The sequence below is a fragment of the Colwellia sp. 5_MG-2023 genome (genome assembly GCF_030547795.1).
Taxonomy (GTDB): Bacteria; Pseudomonadota; Gammaproteobacteria; order Enterobacterales; family Alteromonadaceae; genus Colwellia.
The window spans coordinates 79,177-97,782 of record NZ_JAUOPW010000003.1 but is presented as its reverse complement, the minus strand read 5'-3'; the positions used below and the strand labels follow the sequence as shown (position 1 = coordinate 97,782).

General features: G+C 36.9%; 18 protein-coding genes. 14 read left to right on the top strand and 4 right to left on the bottom strand.

Going from position 1 to position 18,606, the window contains the following annotated elements:
• The first annotated feature begins 42 nt into the window (after window positions 1-42).
• From ribF to Q4496_RS03530, 11 genes are all read left to right on the top strand, one after another.
• On the top strand, window positions 43-966 hold the full coding sequence (gene ribF, locus Q4496_RS03580; RefSeq protein ID WP_303602121.1) for a bifunctional riboflavin kinase/FAD synthetase: 924 nt from the start codon (window positions 43-45) through the stop codon (window positions 964-966).
• A 63-nt stretch (window positions 967-1,029) separates the two neighbouring features.
• On the top strand, window positions 1,030-3,882 hold the full coding sequence (gene ileS / locus Q4496_RS03575) for an isoleucine--tRNA ligase (protein ID WP_303602122.1): 2,853 nt from the start codon (window positions 1,030-1,032) through the stop codon (window positions 3,880-3,882).
• Window position 3,883: 1 nt separating this feature from the next.
• Window positions 3,884-4,378, top strand: coding sequence for a signal peptidase II (lspA, locus tag Q4496_RS03570; protein WP_215973479.1), 495 nt, complete (start codon window positions 3,884-3,886; stop codon window positions 4,376-4,378).
• A 41-nt stretch (window positions 4,379-4,419) separates the two neighbouring features.
• Complete coding sequence (fkpB, locus tag Q4496_RS03565; protein WP_215973419.1) at window positions 4,420-4,857, top strand: FKBP-type peptidyl-prolyl cis-trans isomerase; 438 nt, start codon at window positions 4,420-4,422, stop codon at window positions 4,855-4,857.
• Window positions 4,858-4,888: 31 nt separating this feature from the next.
• Window positions 4,889-5,818 (top strand): 4-hydroxy-3-methylbut-2-enyl diphosphate reductase, encoded by a 930-nt coding sequence (ispH, locus tag Q4496_RS03560; RefSeq protein WP_215973420.1) that lies wholly within the window; start codon window positions 4,889-4,891, stop codon window positions 5,816-5,818.
• 458 nt (window positions 5,819-6,276) lie between these two features.
• Window positions 6,277-6,849, top strand: coding sequence for a type IV pilus modification protein PilV (gene pilV / locus Q4496_RS03555; protein ID WP_303602123.1), 573 nt, complete (start codon window positions 6,277-6,279; stop codon window positions 6,847-6,849).
• A 53-nt stretch (window positions 6,850-6,902) separates the two neighbouring features.
• Window positions 6,903-7,934 carry a PilW family protein gene (locus Q4496_RS03550; RefSeq protein WP_303609947.1) on the top strand — a complete coding sequence of 344 codons (1,032 nt, stop codon included), beginning with the start codon at window positions 6,903-6,905 and terminating at the stop codon, window positions 7,932-7,934.
• 59 nt (window positions 7,935-7,993) lie between these two features.
• Window positions 7,994-8,530: a PilX N-terminal domain-containing pilus assembly protein gene (locus Q4496_RS03545; RefSeq protein WP_215973422.1), complete on the top strand. Its 537-nt coding sequence runs from the start codon at window positions 7,994-7,996 to the stop codon at window positions 8,528-8,530.
• A gap of 52 nt (window positions 8,531-8,582) precedes the next feature.
• Window positions 8,583-12,071 carry a pilus assembly protein gene (locus tag Q4496_RS03540; protein ID WP_303609946.1) on the top strand — a complete coding sequence of 1,163 codons (3,489 nt, stop codon included), beginning with the start codon at window positions 8,583-8,585 and terminating at the stop codon, window positions 12,069-12,071.
• 38 nt (window positions 12,072-12,109) lie between these two features.
• Complete coding sequence (locus tag Q4496_RS03535; protein ID WP_215973424.1) at window positions 12,110-12,508, top strand: type IV pilin protein; 399 nt, start codon at window positions 12,110-12,112, stop codon at window positions 12,506-12,508.
• Between the two features lie 4 nt (window positions 12,509-12,512).
• The gene (locus Q4496_RS03530) at window positions 12,513-12,857 is read left to right on the top strand and encodes a hypothetical protein (protein ID WP_215973425.1); all 345 of its coding nucleotides are present in this window, start codon (window positions 12,513-12,515) and stop codon (window positions 12,855-12,857) included.
• Between the two features lie 106 nt (window positions 12,858-12,963).
• Here the strand turns inward: Q4496_RS03530 and Q4496_RS03525 are convergent, their stop codons facing one another.
• The 3 genes from Q4496_RS03525 to nadE form a co-directional block, all read right to left on the bottom strand.
• A complete protein-coding gene (locus tag Q4496_RS03525) occupies window positions 12,964-13,560 on the bottom strand; it encodes a GspH/FimT family pseudopilin (protein WP_215973426.1) in 597 nt (198 codons plus the stop codon).
• Between the two features lie 90 nt (window positions 13,561-13,650).
• The gene (locus tag Q4496_RS03520; RefSeq protein ID WP_303609945.1) at window positions 13,651-14,247 is read right to left on the bottom strand and encodes a GspH/FimT family pseudopilin; all 597 of its coding nucleotides are present in this window, start codon (window positions 14,245-14,247) and stop codon (window positions 13,651-13,653) included.
• A 63-nt stretch (window positions 14,248-14,310) separates the two neighbouring features.
• The gene (nadE, locus tag Q4496_RS03515; RefSeq protein ID WP_215973428.1) at window positions 14,311-15,153 is read right to left on the bottom strand and encodes an ammonia-dependent NAD(+) synthetase; all 843 of its coding nucleotides are present in this window, start codon (window positions 15,151-15,153) and stop codon (window positions 14,311-14,313) included.
• A 193-nt stretch (window positions 15,154-15,346) separates the two neighbouring features.
• On the opposite strand from nadE, the gene glnB reads away from it, so the two are divergent.
• Window positions 15,347-15,685 (top strand): nitrogen regulatory protein P-II, encoded by a 339-nt coding sequence (gene glnB, locus Q4496_RS03510; protein WP_215973429.1) that lies wholly within the window; start codon window positions 15,347-15,349, stop codon window positions 15,683-15,685.
• Between the two features lie 126 nt (window positions 15,686-15,811).
• Here the strand turns inward: glnB and Q4496_RS03505 are convergent, their stop codons facing one another.
• Complete coding sequence (locus tag Q4496_RS03505; protein ID WP_303609944.1) at window positions 15,812-16,576, bottom strand: outer membrane protein assembly factor BamD; 765 nt, start codon at window positions 16,574-16,576, stop codon at window positions 15,812-15,814.
• Window positions 16,577-16,755: 179 nt separating this feature from the next.
• On the opposite strand from Q4496_RS03505, the gene rluD reads away from it, so the two are divergent.
• Complete coding sequence (gene rluD, locus Q4496_RS03500) at window positions 16,756-17,733, top strand: 23S rRNA pseudouridine(1911/1915/1917) synthase RluD (RefSeq protein WP_215973431.1); 978 nt, start codon at window positions 16,756-16,758, stop codon at window positions 17,731-17,733.
• Window positions 17,711-18,541, top strand: coding sequence for a peptidoglycan editing factor PgeF (gene pgeF, locus Q4496_RS03495; RefSeq protein WP_215973432.1), 831 nt, complete (start codon window positions 17,711-17,713; stop codon window positions 18,539-18,541). The genes rluD and pgeF overlap by 23 nt, the downstream gene beginning before the upstream one ends.
• Window positions 18,542-18,606: the final 65 nt, after the last annotated feature.

Genomic DNA, 18,606 nt, shown 5'->3' with positions numbered 1-18,606 from the left:
GGTACTGTTTTTTTTTGTTCCTTAAAGGTGAAGTCAAGAATAATGCAGTTAGTTCGCGGTATACATAATATTCAACCAAGTGATCATGGTTGTGTATTAACTATAGGTAATTTTGATGGTGTTCATAAAGGTCACCAACGCGTTATTTCAGCATTAGTTGCTAGAGCTAAAGCCCTTAACTGTGTTGCGGCTGTTTTGGTATTTGAACCACAGCCTCAAGAAGTGTTTGCTCAAGATAAAGCGCCAGCAAGGTTGTGCCGATTAAGAGATAAATATTCATTATTATCAAAATTAGGTGTACAACGCCTTATTTGTGTTAACTTTACTATGAAATTTGCTAACCAAAGTGCAGAGCAGTTTATTGAGCACTTATTGGTTGAAAAATTAGGCATAAAACATTTAATTGTCGGTGATGACTTCCACTTTGGTAAAGATCGTATTGGTGATTTTTCAATGTTGGCGCAGGCGGGCAAAAAATTTGGTTTTGAAGTCACAGACACCGCTAGTTGTAAAATGGAAAACTGCCGAGTTAGCAGTACAGCGATTAGAGCTGCATTAGATAAAGATGACCTTGCTAACGTTGAAAATATGCTGGGGAGACCATATTCAATTATAGGTAAAGTCTTTCACGGTGATAAACGTGGCAGACAATTAGGTTTTCCTACAGCAAATGTTTTACTAAAAAGGCATAATTCGCCTCTAACTGGTGTTTTTGCGGTAAAGATCAAAACTCTTGGTGGTCTTTTTAATGGTGTCGCTAATATTGGTGCTAGACCGACGGTTAATGGTATTCGAGAACAGTTAGAAGTACATATTTTTGATTTTAGCGATGACATTTATGGTCAGTGCATTGAAGTAATAATTATAAAAAAACTTCGTCAAGTGATGAAGTTTGAAAACTTAGCTGCGTTAACAGCGCAAATTAAGTTAGATAGTGAACAAGCGAAAGATGTGTTTGAAAAATAAATAATGTAGGTTAGGCATATGTGCCTGACAATTTAAAAAATTAATAATCGGATAATGATTTAAATGAGTGATTACAAACAAACCTTGAATTTGCCTGCAACGACTTTTGCAATGAAAGGCAATATGGCAAACCGTGAACCTAATATGCTCAAAGAGTGGGCTGAGAAAGACTTGTACGGAAAAATTCGTGCAGCAAAAAAAGGTAAGAAATCATTCATTTTGCATGATGGCCCTCCGTATGCCAATGGTGATATTCATATTGGTCACTCCGTAAACAAAATTCTTAAAGATATTATTGTTAAATCAAAAACATTATCTGATTTCAATGCACCTTATGTGCCTGGTTGGGATTGCCATGGTTTACCAATTGAACTGATGGTTGAGAAAAAAGTAGGTAAACCTGGTCATAAAGTTTCTGCTAGTGTCTTTCGTGAAAAATGTCGTGAATATGCTGCTAAACAGGTGAGTGCTCAACGCGAAGATTTTAAACGCTTGGGTGTGTTTGCTGATTGGGACAAACCTTATCGTACAATGGACTTTGACACTGAAGCGAATATTATTCGCTCATTAGGCAAAATTGCTGAAAATGGACATTTACATCAAGGCTTTAAACCAGTGCATTGGTGTACGGATTGTGGATCATCTCTGGCAGAAGCCGAAGTAGAATATAAAGATAAACAATCACCAGCAATTGATGTGAAATTTACCGCGGTAGATCAAAGTATTGCTGATAAATTTAAGCAAACTGATGAATCATCAGAGCAAGGCGAAGGCACTATTTCGGTTGTTATCTGGACAACAACACCTTGGACCTTACCGGCTAACCGTGCGGTTGCTGTGCATACTGATGTTGAATATACTTTAGTACAATGTGAAACTGAGCAAGGAAAAGAGCGCTTTATTTTAGCTTCAGACCTTGTAAATGCTTGTATGGAGCGTTTTGGTATTGATAAATATCATGCGTTGGGTTTCTGTAAAGGTGCTGAACTAGAGTTAGTGCAACTTAAACATCCATTTTATGATTTTACTGTTCCTGTTGTTTTAGGTGAACATGTTACTACTGATTCAGGTACCGGTTGTGTGCATACGGCACCAGGTCATGGTGTAGAAGATTTTGTTGTTGGCAAGCTGTACAACTTAGAAGTGGCAAATCCTGTAGGAGCAAACGGTGTTTACTTAGAAGATACGCCATTATTTGCTGGGCAGCATGTATTTAAAGCGAATGCGAATGTTGTTGAAACGTTGAAAGAACATGGCACATTAGTGCATCACCATGCGTTAGAGCATTCTTATCCACATTGCTGGCGTCACAAAACACCACTAATTTTCCGTGCAACACCACAATGGTTTATCAGCATGGATAAAAAAGGTTTACGTCAAGATTCACTTAAAGAAATTGAAAAAACACAATGGATTCCTGATTGGGGTCAACGTCGTATTGAGTCTATGGTTGAAGGTCGTCCAGATTGGTGTATTTCGCGTCAACGTACGTGGGGTGTGCCGATGGCATTATTTATTCATCAAGATACCGGCGCGTTACATCCTCGTAGTATTGAATTAATTGAAACCGTTGCAAAACGTGTGGAAGAAAAAGGTATTCAAGCATGGTTTGACTTAGAAGCTGAAGAGCTTATTGGTAATGACGCTCAAGAATACATCAAAGTACCAGACACCTTAGATGTATGGTTTGACTCAGGCACTACTCATTTCTCTGTCGTTAATGCTCGTGAAGAGTTTGACGGTATTGCTGATTTATACCTTGAAGGCTCTGACCAACATCGTGGTTGGTTTATGTCATCAATGATTTCTTCAGTAGCAATGAATGGAAAGGCTCCGTATAAACAAGTACTTACACACGGATTTGTAGTTGATGCTAACGGTCATAAAATGTCTAAGTCGTTAGGAAATGTCATTACACCAAAAGAGATTACTAATACATTAGGTGCAGATATTTTACGTTTATGGACAGCATCAGTAAATTACACGCAAGAGATTACTGCGGGCGATGAAATATTCAAACGTCAAGCGGACGCATATCGTCGTATTCGTAATACATCACGTTTTCTATTGTCTAACTTAAATGGTTTTGAACCAGCACAGCATTCTGTGGCTTTTGAAGATATGGTTGCGTTAGATCGCTGGGTTGTAGATAAAGCTGCTCATTTACAGACAGAAATTATTAATGCATACAATGAATATGAATTTCATATAGTTGCGCACAAAATTATGAACTTTTGTACTAATGAGTTGGGCGGGTTCTACTTAGACATCATCAAAGATAGACAATATACAGCTAAAGCTGATTCAAATGCACGTCGCTCATGTCAAACAGCAATGTATTTAATTGCTGAAGCTATGACAGCTTGGATGGCACCTATTTTATCGTTTACCGCACAAGAAATTTGGCAAGCACTACCAACGCCAGTTAGTGGTAAACGTGATGAATTCGTTTTTACAGGTGTTTGGTTTGACGGTTTAGAAACTATGCCAACAGATATGGCGTTAGGAAACGATTTTTGGAGTGAATTATTACTTGTTCGTTCAGAAGTTAATCGCGCATTAGAGCTGGCCCGTAAAGAGAAAATTGTAGGTAAAGCATTAGAAGCACAAGTAACGTTATATGCGACGGCTGATTTAGCTGAAAAGCTTACTAAGCTTGGTGAAGAGTTACGTTTTGTGTTAATTACCTCAAAAGTTAATGTTGATGTCGTCACCGATGCTAGTCAGGTACCTGAAGGCGCTAATTCAACTGACGTTGAAGGTTTATGGTTATCGGTAGCAGCAGCTGAAGGCAGTAAATGTGATCGTTGTTGGCATGTTACTGAAGATGTTGGTGTAAATGATGCTCATCCTGAACTTTGTCAGCGTTGTGTGACTAATGTTGATGGCGCAGGTGAAGTTAGAAAATATGCATAATATTATTTCCGCTTTCAACAATTCAGGTTTGCGTTGGCTTTGGCTAACGCTACTTTGTTTAGTATTAGATCAAGTGTCTAAACAATTAGTAGTAGGCTCATTTAATCTTTATGAATCAGTAAATATATTACCATTTTTCAACCTGACCTATGTTCACAACCCTGGTGCAGCTTTTAGCTTTTTGGCAAATCAGGGCGGTTGGCAACGGTGGTTTTTTACGGTTATTGCCGCTATTGCTAGTTTAGTATTTATAATCTGGCTTGCTAAAACTCCTAAATCACACACTATTTTAAGTATCGCTTTCGCGTTAATGTTAAGTGGTGCTGTAGGAAACCTTATCGATAGAGCTCTGTTTGGTTATGTTATCGACTTTTTAGATTTTCATTGGTCAGGGTATCATTTTCCCGCTTTTAACTTTGCCGATTCTATGATATTTATTGGCGCAGCGTTAATGATTCTTGACTCATTTTTTACAAAAAATGAAGATTCAGCATAGCTTGAAATATTCTCCGACAAAGACTTAATAGAAGATAAATAATGACAATTGAAAAAATAATTCAAGCTGACTCTAGTATTTTAGTACATATCACGATGAAATTGAGTGATGGTTCAGCTGCTGATAGCACAAAAGTAAACAATAAGCCGGCTAAAATTATTATGGGAGACCAGAGTATTTCTGCGGCTTTTGAAGCACAATTATTAGGCATGTCAGTAGGCAGTAGTAAAGAATTTACGCTTGAAGCTGTTGATGCTTTTGGTGAAACGAATCCTGATAATATTCATTATATGGATATTGATAAGTTTTCTGCTGAAGTACCTGCGAAAGTTGGTAATATCATTACTTTTTCTCAGCCCGGTGGTGAATTACCAGGCATGATTAAAGAAGTTAATGGCAGCTCAGTTACTATCGATTTTAATCATCCATTAGCTGGTCAGCCAGTCACCTTTGTTATTGATTTGGTTGAAATACTATAATAAGTTGGTATTCCAACGGACAGAGAATTGTATGAAAATTATTTTAGCAAATCCCCGTGGCTTTTGTGCCGGCGTAGACCGTGCTATTAGCATTGTTGATCGAGCGTTAGATTTATTTGGTGCACCTATTTATGTTCGCCACGAGGTTGTACATAATAAATTTGTCGTTGATGGTCTTAAAAATCGAGGGGCTATTTTTATTGATGAAATTCATGAAGTCCCTGATGATAACACTGTTATTTTTAGTGCTCACGGTGTTTCAAAGGCTGTTCGTAAAGAGGCTAAATCACGTGACTTAAAAGTGTTTGATGCCACTTGTCCATTAGTCACTAAAGTGCATATGGAAGTATCACGTGTAAGTAGAAAAAATATTGAGTGTGTACTGATTGGTCATCAAGGTCACCCTGAAGTTGAGGGGACTATGGGACAATATGATAGCGAAACTGCAGGCATATACCTTGTTGAATCGACAGAAGATGTATTAAAACTCGAAGTAAAAAATCCTGAAAAGTTATACTACTGTAGCCAAACCACTTTATCAGTAGATGATACTTCAGCTGTAATTGATGCATTAAGAGAAAGATTTCCACTGATTGAAGGGCCGCGTAAGGATGATATTTGTTATGCAACACAAAACCGCCAAGATGCGGTGCGTGCTATTGCAGATCAAGTTGACTTACTATTAGTCGTGGGTGCTAAAAACAGCTCTAACTCCAATCGTTTAAGAGAAGTTTCTGAGAAAATGGGAACGACGTCTTATTTAATCGATACTGCGGATGATATTGCAACATCATGGCTCGATGGCGTTAATTCTATCGGTGTTACTGCCGGCGCTTCTGCACCAGCTATACTCGTTACACAAGTTATTGATGCACTAAAAAGCTTGGGTGGTCATGAAGTTAAAGAATTTCCTGGGCGTAAAGAGAATATTGTATTTGCAGTACCTGTAGAATTACGTTAATCTTGGTTTGATTATAATTTAACCATTGTAATGCGGTTGCTATATTTAAGTTAATTTGAATATAGCAACCACTATAATATACAAGATATATTATTTATGTATTGTTAATAAGCTTATATAAATAATAAAAGTATAAGGGTTAGTGTTGTTCATAGTAAAAATTTTTTAACAAAATTGAATATCTAAATCCCCTTTAGCTATTAAAAACTAAGATTAACTGTTTTTATCTTAAAAAATTGTATAACCTTAGAGTTAAGTACTGTCTTTTAAAAGTAATTACTTTAATAATACTTCTATAAAATAGAAGGTTAACAAAGTTAAAAATATATTTTACTAAAAGAACTTTTTCACATCCCCCCAACTGAAAAGCACTTTTTTCAAATCTGTTTTATTACAGTTTTGCTGTCATATACTTTTTATACCCGACAATATGAAGCTAACATATAAAGAGAAAGTCGATGCCACAACGAATCAATGATAAATATCGTTATAGTAAAAAAAGTAAGAATAAAGGTATGACTTTTATCGAAGTTTTAGTTGCCTTAGTTATTATGGTTACCGGTATTCTCGGGGCCGTTGCTATGCAAGCGACAGCTAAGAAATCAAGCTTTGATGCTATGCAGCGTTCATTAGCCTCTAGCTTAGCACAAGATATTATTGAAAGAATTAGAGGCAATAATAGTAGTGCTTTATCGTTATATGCCGCCAATAGCCCTTACGGCTCTGGTAAAATCACCTCTTCACCAACGTGTAATTCGCCTGCCTCGTTATGCAGTCCAGCGGAAATGGTTACTCATGATCTTTTTGGTTGGGAGCAAGCATTAATGGGGGCTAATGCGCTCAAGGCTACGAATAAGGTTGGTGGATTAGTTGGAGGAATTGGTTGCATCACTGTGGTAGGAAACTCCGTTAAAGTTGTGATCACATGGCAAGGTAAAATTGAAACTATAGATTCTGCCAATGCTGAAGCGTGTGGTAGTGCAAATGATAGTGCTCGTCGTCAAGTCGTGGTAGATGCTTTTATCATATAGCTAGCTATAATAATTGTTAATAACAAATAAGTTTAAAGTTGAGACACTAGTAAATGAAAATCAAAAAAAACAAACAAGGTCTTAGCGTAAATCAAATGGCTAAACTAGGAAGGAAATATCAGTCTGGTTTTAGTTTGGTTGAAGTGTTTGTTGCTTTAATTATTGGTTTAGTTATTTTTGCGGGCGTTTTAAGTGTATTTGTTGGAATGAGAACCACAACGAGTGAAACATCAAGTTATGGTGAGTTACAAGAAAATGGCCGCTTTGCAATTAGTGTGTTAACTGATGATTTATTGAGGCAAGATTTTTGGGGGGATTATATCGGCTCTGTTGATCTTTCTCGTATTAGCTCTACGTTAGCGGCTCCCGTAGGAGAGTGTGTAGGAGGAGGTATAAATAATGGTACATTTCCTTTAGCTGTCGGGCACTTTAGAACGCTTTGGGGAGAAACGGCAACGAGTGCAAAAATATTATCGGGATGCCGAGAGGATGCCAAAATAGGCTCTGATATATTACAGCTTAAACGTGTTGTATCGACACCATTAGCGTTAACTGCTGGGGATGTAGCACCTGCGGGTAATTATTATTTTGTAAGTAATATGAATACTGGTGTTATCTTTTCGGCTGGTATTGTTCCTAATATAGAAGGCTCTCAAGTTTGGGAATATCAACATCATATTTATTATGTTAGAGAAGAAACCCACGGTAGTAATACTATACCTGTGTTAATGCAAGGGAGATTAGCAAATACTCTGTCTTTTGCTCCTATTATTGATGGTATTGAACTAGTTCGTTTTGAATATGGAGTCGATATGGAAACCGATCCGACAGATCCAGGATATGGTATTGTTAATGCTTACATTCCAGCAACGAGTATGACGGACGAACTATGGAATAATGCCACAAGTCGCATAATATCAGTTAAAGTATATGTTTTGGCACGTAGTATTCTAGAAGATAAAAAATATACTAATACAAATACTTATAAATTAGGTAACCTTACTTATACCGTTAATGATAATTATCGTCGCTTGCTTTTTAGCTCAACAGTAACTTTGTATAACGCTGGTATGGATATATGGTAATTTTCCACAACTGAATTAACCTATAGTGACAACAAAAATAATTTAAGTAGGTCATTTATATGCATAATATAGATAGAATAAATAAATATGGAAACGCGAGAAAGCAACAAGGTGTGGTGTTAATTGTCTCTTTAGTTTTTCTTGTTGCATTAACAGCAGTCGCTGCTGCCTTAATGCAAAATACGACAACTGATATGAAAATGTCAGGTGCTAGTGAAGAAAAAGTTGTTGCTGTTCAGGAAGCAATCAGCGCGATAGATGAAATTATTTTTAATCAAGTATCGCCGGGGTCAACAAATGAATTTGCCGCGTCTCTTGCTACCTTTAAAGATGAAGATGACAATGTACAAAAAGTAAAACAGATAGAAGCAGAAATGCCAACATTATGGGATTCAGAAAAGTTTGATCCTCCAGAGCTTGATATTACCAATAACAAATATATGCTTGAAGCTGATTGTCCTAACTCTAAATTAGCTTCTTCAACGCAAGTGTTTACTTGTAACATGCTAAAGGTTCAAGTAAATAGGAAATATGGCCGTAATAATACTAGTGTAGTTAACGTTAACTCAGGCATAGCGCAACAGCTTTTAAGATAGATGCAGTTACCGTTTTAAAGATGGTGTATTTCTTATTGCTTAAGGAAGAAAGATGAAAAAATTTATAGTGGCAGTACTCTTACTTTTAATTACTAATTTTTCTTTTAGTGAAGATATAGAGCTTTATATTAGTGATAGCGTCAAAGAAACGAAAAAACGACCTCAAGTTCTAATTATTTTTGATAATTCAGGCAGTATGAGCACGCGTGAATTGGTAAAAAACTCGTACGATCCGAATATAAATTACCCTGCTGTTAGTGGTTATACAAAAATATCAGGTAGTTACATTTACTATAGTAAAGGTCAAACTGATATTGACGATATGCCAATAGCAGATGATAGTAATGAAAAACGAAAATTTCCTCTGAGCATTAGTAATTGTAAAGTGGCGCAAGATATTATTGATGAATATGGTTATTATACTGGCCACGTTAGAGAGTATCAGTTTCAAGGGAACTCAGGTCGTTGGAGTGAGCTAAATGAGACTGACGGTACTGGCATTGTTATTACTGATTGTGAAGATGATGTAGAAGCGATAAATAATAACAATAAGAATTACTTAAGAGGTAGTGCGACAACAGCATTACCGTCAGGTTTTCCTATTGATGGTGAAGGTGATTCAACTAATCCTATCTTTTATACAGCAAATGTTGGTGATAGCAATATTGAATGGTCTGGCTCGCTAGTAACCTTGTATAGCGATAATTATTTACGCTGGTACCATAGTGATGAGATAGCAACAAGTAGAAAAGAGCGTATTGCAATAGCGCAAGAAAGTGTTACCAACTTGATTAACTCTTCTCCGAATGTTGATTTTGGCTTACAAGTTTTTAATCATAATGCAACAAGAGAAAACTCCCGAGATGGTGGACGTATAGTTTTCGGCATCCAAACTTCTACTGTTTCAAGTCGAACAACTTTACTCGATATCATCAACAATCAACTTGACCCAGAAAATAATACGCCTTTGTGTGAGACTTTATATGAAGCATCACGTTATTTTGGCGGTAAAAGTGTTTATTATGGTGATAACGATAGTAATCGTTCTTCTTATACTGCGAACACCCCCCCTCGGGATACTACTATAGAAACAAGCAGTAAAATTTATAAATCTCCTTTTACTTCTTGTAGTGATAAAGCCTACGTTATTCTTATTACCGATGGAGCACCAACACTTGATACTGCAGCAAATGATGAAGTGAAAGCACTAGGTACTGCTGATAGTTATCCCATGTCGGACTTTGATGGTAATTATCTAGCTGCTCTTGCAGGTTGGATGAATAATAATGATGTCAATGCAACTGTTGATGGTAAACAAACTGTAACCACATACACCATAGGTTTTAGCCAAGGCGCGGAAGCGGCTGAACCTCTTTTAAGAGAAACAGCCAATCTCGGTGGGGGAAAATATTTTCCGGCACAGGATACTGCGAGTTTAACTGCTGCATTAACTAATGTATTAGCTAATTTAGAGCCGAGCAATAACAGCTTAACATCAGCTTCAGTTGCCGCGAATAACTTTGATCGTACCGAAACACTAGACTCCGTTTATTATGCGATGTTTCAACCTGATAGAGGGCCAAGATGGCAAGGAAATCTGAAAAAATATAAGGTTGAAGGGGGAATACAAGTAGGTAAAAGTGGCAATGTAGCTATTGACGACTCGACAGGGCACTTTTCTTCTAACGTGACAAGTTATTGGTCAGACAGTAGAGATGGAGCTCAAGTAGATGAGGGGGGCGTAGCAGAGATGTTACGTAATAAAACTGATCGATTAGTCTATAGTGATATTGGTGTTTCCAATGCGCTAGTGGAACTAACCGCTACCAATAAGTTAAGCCATTTTGGCACAGAGCAGGATTATGCAGATTTTCTTGGTGTTGATGTTTTAGAGTCTGATGATTATTTCAATTGGAATTTAGGTATCGATGTTGATGATGAGGACAAAGATGGCGATAAAACCGATATGCGTAGTGATGTTTTTGGTGATCCGCTTCATTCGAATCCTTTAGTTATCAACTACGGTAACAAAATACATATACTTATTGGGACTAACTCAGGTGCTTTGCACATGTTTGAGGATAATGGCGATAACGTCGATGAAACATGGGCCTTTATGCCCAAAGAGTTTTTTCCTAATATTAAAACCTTGCGCAATAATTCAACTAGTGATGATAAAGTTTACGGTGTCGATGGGAAGATTACTTCCTATATTGACGATAAAGACGGTGATGGGATTATTGAATCGGGAGATAGAGTATGGATCTTCTTTGGCTTACGCCGAGGAGGTTCTTCTTATTACGCTATTGATATAAGTAATCCTAGTTCACCTCGGTTAATGTGGCGTATCGAAGGTGGCACAACCGGTTTTACAGAGTTAGGGCAAACATGGTCGCAAGCTAAGTTAGGCTACTCTAAGTTAAACCTTAGTGGTGATACCGCTAAACCAGTGCTGTTTTTTGGTGGTGGCTATGACCCATCAAAAGATAATAGCGGGGTGGGCAGCGAAGATAATGTTGGGCGTGCAGTTTATATGGTAGATGCTGAAACAGGTAACTTGAAATGGAGCATGGCTGAAGATAATGCAACCACAGAATTTACTGGTGAAGATAGCATTCCTTCCAGTATTGCTACGTTAGATAGTGATGGTGATGGTTTGGTTGATAGATTGTATGTAGGTGATACCGGAGGCAGTGTTTGGCGAGTTGATATGCCAAGTAATAGCGTAACTGATATTTCGGTGTTTGAATTAGCCACCTTAGGTGGTGATACTAACTCAATGGATAGGCGATTTTTTAATGAACCAGCCATAGTTCGTACTTTCATTACTGAAACAATAGAATCAGAGGTTAAAGCTGAAGATCAAAGTACTTCTACCGTTACTGTTCATCAAGAAATACCTTACGATGCTATTTTACTTGGTAGCGGTGACAAATCTAATCCATTAGGAACTGATACCAGTGATGTTTTCTTTATGATTAAAGATAAAAACATTATCACTCAGAACTTTGGTGATAGTGGGACATCAATACCTGATGTAATAGCCATAGATGACCTTTATGACTTTACTGATAACCCTTTTGAGACTGTTAGTGATACTGGTAGACAAGCATTATCGGTAGCCGTAAGTAATAAGTCAGGTTGGTACTTTGATTTAGAACTCTCTGGTGAAAAAAGTACAGCAAGTGCAATTGTAATCAATAATACCGTTTATTTTACAACGTTCTCTCCACCTAATTTAGCCGATGAACAAATAGATTGTGAGCTTCCTAGTGGTCAAAGTTGGTTGTATGGGGTAGATCTTGCTTTGGGGATTTCAAAGTTCAAGTGGGCTGAGAAAGATTCTAAAAATAGAGAAGATAGAATAAGTTTTATTAGTGAACAGTTTTTGGGGGCTCCGACATTAATTGTGATTCCTAATGACCCTGATGATGCAACCGCGGGAACAACAGGAAATTTAATTGTTGGAAGACGAATTGTTGATATAGGTTTCAATTTACAAACAATGCGAACTTATCTTTATATTACAGAGGATCAATAAACATGGTACAGCCAAGCCTAAAGAATATGCAGAAAAAAATGAGTACTAAGACATTAGGCTTTACCTTAATTGAGCTACTGATTACCGTGGCTATTATTGGAATCCTAGCGAGTGTTGCTTACCCTTCTTATACTGATTTTGTGCTTCGCTCTAATCGGTCTGAAGGGCAACGTGAGCTAATGCGCTTAGCCAATTTACAAGAACAAGTCTTTGTTGATACTAGATCTTATGCCAGCAATATGAAAGGTTTAGGAATGAGTACTGATGAATATACAACGGAGTCGGGCAACTATTTAATTAGTGTTGTTGCTGGCGCAACAGCGACTACTTTCACCTTACAGGCTGTTGCAAAAAAGAGCCAAGTAAAAGATACCGATTGTACAACATTGAAAGTTGACTATTTAGGTGCCAAAACGCCTAAAGAGTGTTGGGAGTAACAAGATGAAAGCTTCAAAGTTAATCGTCTTCGTTTTGGTCAGTGGCATTGTTAGTTTAGTTAATGTGATGAGTGCACAAGCTGAAGAGCAAGAAGCCACTGCTATGCGGGTAGAAGTGAAATGTTATGTAGAGCTTGCTGGGGGCTCTGAAACGATTAGCCTTTGGAAAATAGAACCATCATCGTTAGCTGCTCTACCGGACGTTATTATTGGTCATAAAGCTAATATTATCGGTGGTCAGTCGAGTAAGAAAAAAGGAACTATTTACAGAGTTAAACAGTGTATTTTAGCGAAAGATGAGTTTAGTAGTCCAATTGCTAGAGCAATGGATAACAATATGCTTAGATGAATGTGAATAGTATAAATATATTCTTTCAATACTGACATTGATTGACTAGGATTCAGTGTTAGCTATAGGCATTAGCTTTGAGACATTAGTGCTGCGTCCTTAGAGGCTAAGTACAAACAATATCATTACCTGAGCTGTCTTCATCTTTGCCGTCGTTGTCAGTATCTGAACTTTTATAGCTTCGACCTGACAATGAGACACTAATCCCTCTAGATAGATCTGCTTTATCTTTTGGGCAATATTTAAAATTAGTTGAGCTTGTTAATAATCGGCCATCAGGTGTATAAATAATACTATTTTCAGTATATTGAAGTTTATCACCAGCCTTAATTTCGCTTTTAACTTTTATTAGTTCATCAGGCGCAGCAAAGTTATTATTTGTTGCTAAACTGTTATCATCATTTGTGAAAATACTGATTTCACTCCCCCAGTTATTAGTACAAGCACCAGAGGTTAGGGGGCATATTGTGGTATTTTTTCCTGTGTTTATTGCCATATTTCTAGCAGTGAGTAATAGTCGTTGTACTTCACTTATTTCATTGTCAACACGCATTTTTACCAAAAAGTCACCCATACTAGGTAAAGCTACCGTTGATAATATTGCAACAATCGCAATCGAAATCATTAGTTCAATTAAGGTGAACCCTTTTTTATGGCGGCGGGTAGAAGTGGGAATTGATAAGGTGCTTTTAATGTTATGCATGGTATTTCACTAACGACTATTTGAGCTTGATAACATTTATACCATTTTATTACTTAACTCGCTAGTAAACGCCTTTTAGGGAATAAAGAGTTATTCACAGCTAATTTCTGTGTTGCCTCTATTCTCATCAACACCATCATTATCAAGATCGCTTGATTGATAAACTCTACCTGAACGAGCTACAATAATACCTCTTGAATGTTCTTTATAATCCTTAGGACAATATCGAAACGTACCATTTGCAAGACCACTAAGTTGCCCCGTTGATTTAAATGTGATCATTGTTCTACCTATGCCATAAACAAGCTGATCTCCTACTGTAATCCCTTCTTTTATTTGTAGTATTTTTTCATCAGGATCAAATGTTTTATTATTATTGCTGTCAATAAAAATGCTGAGCTCATTACCCCAGTGTTCGCTACATTGAGAAGTTGTATTTAATGGGCAAAGTATTGTATTTTGTCCACTGTTAATCGCTGTATTTCTTGCCATAATCAGCATGCGATGGAGTTTAGAAATTTCATTGTCAACACGCATTTTAACAATGAAATCATTGAAGTTTGGAATAACTATGATCGCCAGAATTGCCGTAATAGACACGGAGATGATTAATTCTAGTAGCGTAACTCCTTTCATATATAAATTGAGGTTAATAAAAGGCTTATGATTGAGCATAAAAAAATCCATTTTTAATAACTTCCCTATAATATAGGTATAGTTATAAAAAATGGATTTTTCCAGTGACAAGTACTAGCTATAAATGGTTGGGATAGGTTGGCGCTTATGTTGTGTTTTTTTATAAATATTAATAATGTGTTCTTGTATATCTGATGATACATTCTTGCCCTCAAGAAAGTCATCAAGTTCATCATAGCTGATACCTAAAGCATCTTCATCGGTTTTTCCTGGATCTAAATCTTCTAAATCTGCTGTCGGAGCCTTTTCAACTAAAATATCAGGTGCACCTAAATGCTTGGCTATTATTCTTACTTGGCGTTTTGAAAGGCCAAATAAAGGAGCTAAATCGCAAGCACCATCGCCCCACTTAGTAAAAAATCCCGTAATATTTTCGGCACTATGGTCGGTGCCTAATACTAATGCACCTAAAATTCCAGCGATATGGTATTGAGATACCATGCGGATTCGTGCCTTTACATTACCTTTTGAGAAGTCTACCTGATTTTCTGACGCAGTTAATAGCTGTGCATTATTCAGAGCAGAAACAACTTCTTGATGTATTCCATTAACACCATCAAATACATTGGTGGTTAAGCAATGACTAGGTTGGATAAAGTTCAATGCTGTTTGTGCATCATCTTCATCTGCTTGTACATTATAAGGGAGTCTTACAGCAATAAATTGAAACTGATCAGCGATATCTTTATTCTGTTCTGCGTTTAATTCAGAAACGGCAAGTTGCGCCAAACGACCACAGGTAGAAGAGTCTACTCCGCCACTAATACCCAGTACTAATGTTTTTAAACCTGAATTTTTTAAGGTAGATTTTATAAAATCAATACGTCGACGAACTTCAAAGTGAGCGTCTATTTTAGGTAAAACTTTCATTTCATCTATTATGGTTTGCTGATCCATGGACTATCCTGCTTTAAGTAAGAGTATTAGCTTGATTATACTAATTCTATTTAATTTATTATCCTTGATTGATGAATAACTTAGTAGAGTTAGTGTTAAATAACAGTTTAGCAAAATAAAAGCGTGATTTGCTAATAAACGCGTTGTAATATTACAGAAAGTCATATGGAAATCCATTATACAGAGAGAAATAATGAAAAAAATTGAAGCAATCATTAAGCCATTCAAGTTAGACGATGTAAGAGAAGCGCTAGGTGAGATAGGTATTACCGGTATGACAGTCTCTGAAGTGAAAGGTTTTGGTAGGCAAAAAGGGCATACGGAGCTTTATCGCGGTGCAGAGTATATGGTTGATTTTTTACCTAAAGTAAAATTAGAAATAGTGATTGCAAAAGAAGATCTTGAACGCTGCGTAAATGTTATTTTAGAAACAGCGCAAACAGGAAAAATTGGTGATGGTAAAATATTCATTACCGATGTAACGCGTGTTATCCGTATTAGAACGGGTGAAGAAAACCAAGAAGCTATTTAGTTATTAGCCTTGTAATCGTTAATTCTAATAGTTTTATTTAATTGTTTACTAGTTACGAGTATCGAACTCATCAGCTTTAGTGCCGATAGTGTTTGATACTCGTATTTTTTTGATAATTAGTAGCGTTTATCTAATCATTGAGTTATTAGGATAATTAGCGGCTAATACTTGTAATGCATTAGTTTTCAAATCATCTAGACCTAACTTATCGTAACATTCAATCATTATCTCTAATGCAGGCTCTAACTCAGGACTTGGTGAAAAGTACTCAACAATATAGCGACCTCTGTTTGCTGCTGAAGCATAAGCTTCTCGTTCTAAGTAAAATCTAGCAATCGCAAGTTCATATTTAGCTAACCTTGATTTAATTTCAATCATTCTTTTTTGAGAATCAGCGGCATATTTACTATCAGGATAATGAGTAATTATACGTTTGAAGTCATCAAAAGCTTCACGAGCTGCTGTCGGATCTCTATCTGAACGATCTATGCCTGCCAAATTTTGAAACAAATTATCTTCTGTTGATAAGTTTATTAATGCACGCATGTAATAAACATAATCTGTATTCGGGTTGTCTGGATTTAGGCGTAAAAATCGATCAGTAAGTGCAATACCTTGAGCAGCGTCGCCTACTTTATAGTAAGCATAAATTAAATCTAATTGAACTTGATGTGATATTGGTCCAAAAGGAAAGCGAGAGTCAATTGCACTAAGGATTTGGATTGATTTTTGATACAAACCATTATCCAGTGCTGTTCGAGCATCGACAAATAAAGCTTGCGCTGATTTGTCTGGCACTTTATCAATGTCATTTTCGATACCAGAAGATGAGCAACCTGCTAAAGCGAGTGCTAGCGTGATAAATACTATTTTTTTGGTCAATTTTTCCATGGAATTTGCAATTACGCCTTTGTTTAAAATTAAATAAGTATGAAACCTTTGACAGCCATGTAGCATGGTTATCATAAAAAGGGTAAAATGAAACTATTATACCTAGTGCATACTTGCGTATTAACATTCTAACCTAGCAATCATAAGTTGCACAACGTTAAAAATTTAAAGAGAGTTTAATGTCTGAAATAATTCAACATCAAGATACCGTTCCTGATTCGTGTTTAGGTAAACGATTAGACCAAACTTTGGCCATAATGTTTCCTGATTATTCACGTTCAAGGCTAAAAGATTGGATTTTAGCCGGTAAAGTGATGGTTAATGGTGAAGTATTACCCCGAGCGCGAGAAAAAATGTATGGTGGCGAGAGTATTGCTATCAATGCAGAAGTAGAAGCTGAGCAACGTTTCGCTGCACAAAAAATTGATCTTGATATTGTTTATGAAGATGACGACATTTTAGTGATTAATAAACCTGCAGGTTTAGTGGTTCATCCAGGTGCTGGTAATCCTGATGGCACTGTCTTAAATGCTTTGTTACATCATTTTCCAGCTATTGAAGTTGTACCACGTGCTGGTATTGTTCATCGTTTGGATAAAGATACCACTGGTTTGATGGTGGTTGCGAAAACAATAGCGGCACAAACAAACCTAGTTGAAGCATTACAATTACGAGAAATTACACGTGAATATGAAGCTGTTGCTAATGGTTTAATGACTGCTGGTGGCCTTGTTGATGAGCCAATAGGCCGTCATGCAACTAAACGCACGCATATGGCCGTTACATTTTCTGGCCGTCCGTCAGTTACGCATTATCGTGTAATGGAAAAATATCGTTTGCATACACGCTTACGTTTACGTCTTGAAACAGGGCGAACGCATCAAATTCGTGTTCATATGTCACATATAACGCATCCATTGGTTGGTGATCCAACCTACGGAGGTCGACCGCGTCCACCTAAAAATGCAACACCTGAATTATTAGCAAAGTTACGTACTTTTAAACGTCAAGCATTACATGCAGCTATGCTTTCATTATATCATCCTATAACGGGTGAATTAATGACTTGGCATGCTGATTTACCTGACGATTTTGTTGAGTTAGTTGAATTACTACAAGAAGACACTAAACTTAATGCCGTCGACGATTACTTATAAAGCAAATAATATTAGAACAAGTTCAGCTATTGAGCTTGTTCAATGGCCAATACCCTCATCGAACGATGAAAGTATTGGCCAAGCAGCTTTAATTGATAACGTTTTTTCAGTACAGACAACACGGCTTTTACCTAGTAATACGCTTAAAGGTTCATCACTGCCTTATCAAGCTTTTAATCTTGGTTTACATGTTGGAGATTGTCCTGAACGGGTAAAAGATAATCGTCGTTACCTACAATCTTTGTTACCTGTAAACACTCAAATTCAATGGCTTAATCAAGTTCATGGTAATGAGGTTGTCGAAATATCGACAATATCTGCAGAGTCACTTACCGCTGATGCTGCTATTACTCAAGAAAAGAATGTTTGTTTAGCAATTATGACTGCAGATTGCCTTCCTATTTTATTAGCATCTAAGTCAGGCAATGAAATTGCCGCCATTCATGGTGGTTGGCGTCCTTTGTCTGCGAATATCATTCAAAACACAATTACCAAAATGAACACACCAACCGAAGATATTTATGCATGGCTTGGGCCTTGTATTTCGAAAAATGCTTTTGAAGTGGGTAGTGAAGTAAAAGCTCAATTTGTTGAGCAATGTGATTCTTTTAACTGTGCCTTTATTGCAACCTCAACAGGTAAATATTTAGCAGATTTACATAAAATTGCCGAAATACAATTAAATGCCCTAGGTATTAACGCCATAAGTACACTACCAGAATGTACTTATACAAATACGGATAAATATTACTCTTATCGTAAAGATAGCGTAACTGGAAGAATGGCAACACTGATTTGCCTATTATAAAGACCTCGCTTCACTACTCATGGTGTTTATACTATTAGTCGTTAATGCCAAGCCGTTTTATTTAG